The sequence below is a fragment of the Armatimonas sp. genome (assembly GCF_043760365.1).
GTDB lineage: Bacteria > Armatimonadota > Armatimonadia > Armatimonadales > Armatimonadaceae > Armatimonas.
On the sequence record NZ_JAYUPA010000827.1, the window covers coordinates 1 to 3,182 of the forward strand.

A 3,182-nucleotide genomic window follows, 5' to 3' on the forward strand; every position below is an offset into this window, starting at 1 on the left:
GGTGGCGTGGACGTGCTGCTCTGCGAGACCACTTTTGACACGCTGAACTTAAAAGCTGCGCTCTTTGCCATTGATGGGCTGCTAACCGAGCTGGGGCGCGATATTCCCGTGATGGCATCGTGCTTTGTGGACTTGGCCGGGGGGAATCTCTCAGGCCAGGATATTGAGGCGCTCTGGTACTCGATTCGGCACTTCCCACTCACCGCCGTGGGCCTCAACTGCTCACTAGGGCCAAAAGAAATGCGCCCGATTCTGGCACGCCTCGCGGAGATTGCGGACATTCCGATCATCGCCTACCCCAACGCCGGTCTGCCCGACGCGCTCTCGGAGACGGGGTTCCCCGAGACCCCCGAGACCATGGGGCCGATGCTGCGGGAGTGGGCAGAGTCCGGGCTGATCAATATTGTCGGCGGCTGCTGTGGCAACTCCCCAGCGCACATAAAAGCCATTGGCGAGGCCGTGAAGGGGCTACCGCCGCGCGAAATTCCCCACGTCGAGACGTATCTACGGCTCTCGGGGACAATGCCGTTTGTGGTGCGCCCCGAGACAAACTTTGTTAATGTCGGGGAGCGCTGCAATGTCGCGGGCTCGTCGAAGTTCTTAAAGCTGATCCAAGAGGAGAAGTTCGAGGATGCGCTGAGCGTCGCGCTGGAGCAAGTGGACAATGGGGCGCAAGTTTTAGATATCTGTTTTGATGATCAGGGAATGCTAGACCGAGAGGCGTGCATGACGCACTTCCTGAAGCTCATTCAAGCGGAGCCGGGCATCAATAAAGTTCCCTTGATGATTGACTCGTCGCGCTGGGAAGTGGTTGAGGCGGGGCTTAAGTGCAGTGTGGGCAAGTCTATCGCCAACTCCATTAGCCTCAAAGAGGGCGAGACGGAGTTCCTAAGCCGAGCGAGAATCGTGCGCCAGTTCGGTGCCGCTGTCGTGGTGATGGCCTTTGATGAGCGAGGGCAGGCGGATACCTACCAGCGGCGTATCGAGGTCTGCGAGCGGGCGTATCGGCTTCTCACAGATACGGTCGGCTTCCCGCCCGAGGACATTATCTTTGATCCGAATATTCTCGTGGTCGGCACCGGGATGGAGGAGCATGCCAACTACGGCGTAGACTTTATCAAGACCGTCACCTGGATCAAGGCGAATCTTCCTGGCGCGAAAGTCAGTGGCGGCGTCAGTAATCTCTCGTTCTCATTTCGGGGCAACAATGTCGTGCGCGAGGCGATGCACGCGGCGTTTCTGTATCACGCGATTCAGGCCGGAATGGACATGGGCATTGTCAACGCGGGCCAGCTTCCCGTCTATGCCGACATCCCGAAAGACTTGCTGGAGCATGTCGAGGACGTGATCTTCAACCGCCGCCCCGATGCCACGGAGCGCCTCTTAACTCTCGCGGAGACGGTGAAGGGCAAGGGCAAGAAAGCCGCCGGAGCCGACGATGCCTGGCGCGCCGGAACGGTTGAGGAGCGGCTCCAGCACGCGCTGCTCAAGGGCCTGACGGACTATATTGAGGCCGACACGATGGAGGCGCTGGAGAAAATCAAGCGGCCACTGCTCGTGATCGAGGGGCCGCTCATGGACGGCATGAACGTCGTGGGGGATCTCTTTGGGGCGGGCAAGATGTTTTTGCCGCAGGTCGTGAAGTCCGCTCGCGTCATGAAGCGCTCGGTTGCTGTGCTCACGCCGTATTTAGAGGCCGAGAAGGCCCAGAATGCGACAGGGGCTCAGGGCAAGATGTTGATCGCGACGGTCAAGGGTGATGTGCATGACATTGGCAAGAATATTGTGGGAGTTGTGGTCTCGTGCAACAACTATGAAGTGATTGACATGGGGGTGATGGTCTCCTGCGACCGAATTTTAGATAAAGCCCGCGAGATCGGGGCCGATGTGATTGGCCTCTCTGGTCTGATCACCCCGAGCCTGGATGAGATGATCCATGTCGCCAAAGAGATGACCCGGCAGGGATTTACCGTGCCGCTGCTCATCGGCGGTGCCACGACCAGCCGCCTGCACACGGCGGTGAAGATCGCACCGTACTACGCCAAGACCGTGCACGTGCTGGATGCCAGCCGCGCCGTCGGGGTGCTGCAAAACCTGATCGGGGCCGAGAGCGAGGCCTATCTAGCCGAGAACACGGCGATGCAGGAAGCGGCGCGTGCTCAGTTTGCCCTGCGCCAGCAGAAGACAGTCTTTCTGCCCCTGGCGAAAGCGAGAGAGAATAAATGGTCGGCGACCAAGCCCTACACGCCGCCCACCCCGAGCTTCACGGGCGTGAAAGTTCTCGACGATATCCCGCTCGACGTGCTCGTCCCGCTGATTGACTGGACACCGTTCTTTATCTCCTGGGAGCTGCACGGCAAGTTCCCGGCGATCTTCGACGACGAGGTTGTTGGTGTGGAGGCGCTCAAGCTCTTCAACGACGCTCAGGCGATGCTCCATCAGCTTGTCTCAAACAAGTGGATCACCGCCCGCGCCGTCTATGGCTTCTTCCCCGCGACGCCAAATGGCGACGATATTGTGTTACCTCTCCCCAACCCCTCTCCCGGGCAGTCGTTCCTCCTTGGGAAAGGGGGAGCACCTGCACAAGAAGCCCCTTTCCCAGCGAAGAATGCGGGTACCCTCTGGGTGCCGGGAGAGGGGTTGGGGAGAGGGGTGCGGCTCCACTCTCTGCGCCAGCAGAGTGAGAAGCGCGCAGGGGAGCCGAATCGCTGTCTAACGGACTTTCTAGCACCCTCGGGCGACCATATTGGTGCTTTTGCGGTCACGGCGGGCATTGGAATGGCGGAGCGGGTCGAGGCGTTCAAAGTCGCAGGCGATGACTACAGCGCCATTATGCTAGAGGCGCTGGCTGATAGGTTCGCTGAGGCTACCGCCGAGTGGCTGCATGCGAAGGCCCGCACGGAGTGGGGTATTGGCGATAGTCTCACGTCCGAGCAGCTCATCAAGGAGGAGTACCAGGGCATTCGACCCGCGCCGGGCTATCCCGCCTGCCCCGACCACACGGAGAAGACCACGCTGTTTGCGCTACTCCAGCCGGATCGCATTGGCATGACCCTCACCGAAAGCATGGCGATGTACCCGGCGAGTAGTGTCTCGGGCTGGTACTTTGCGCATCCCGAATCGGACTATTTTGCCGTGGGTAAGATTGACCGCGATCAGGTGGTGGACTATGCCAAACGTAA

The 3,182-nt window shown here is 59.9% G+C and carries 1 protein-coding gene; it reads left to right on the plus strand.

Features of this window, described 5'->3' with window-relative positions; genetic code table 11:
* On the plus strand, positions 1-3,182 hold a 3,182-nt coding region (gene metH / locus ACH2EH_RS20375; RefSeq protein ID WP_395144586.1), incomplete at both ends, for a methionine synthase.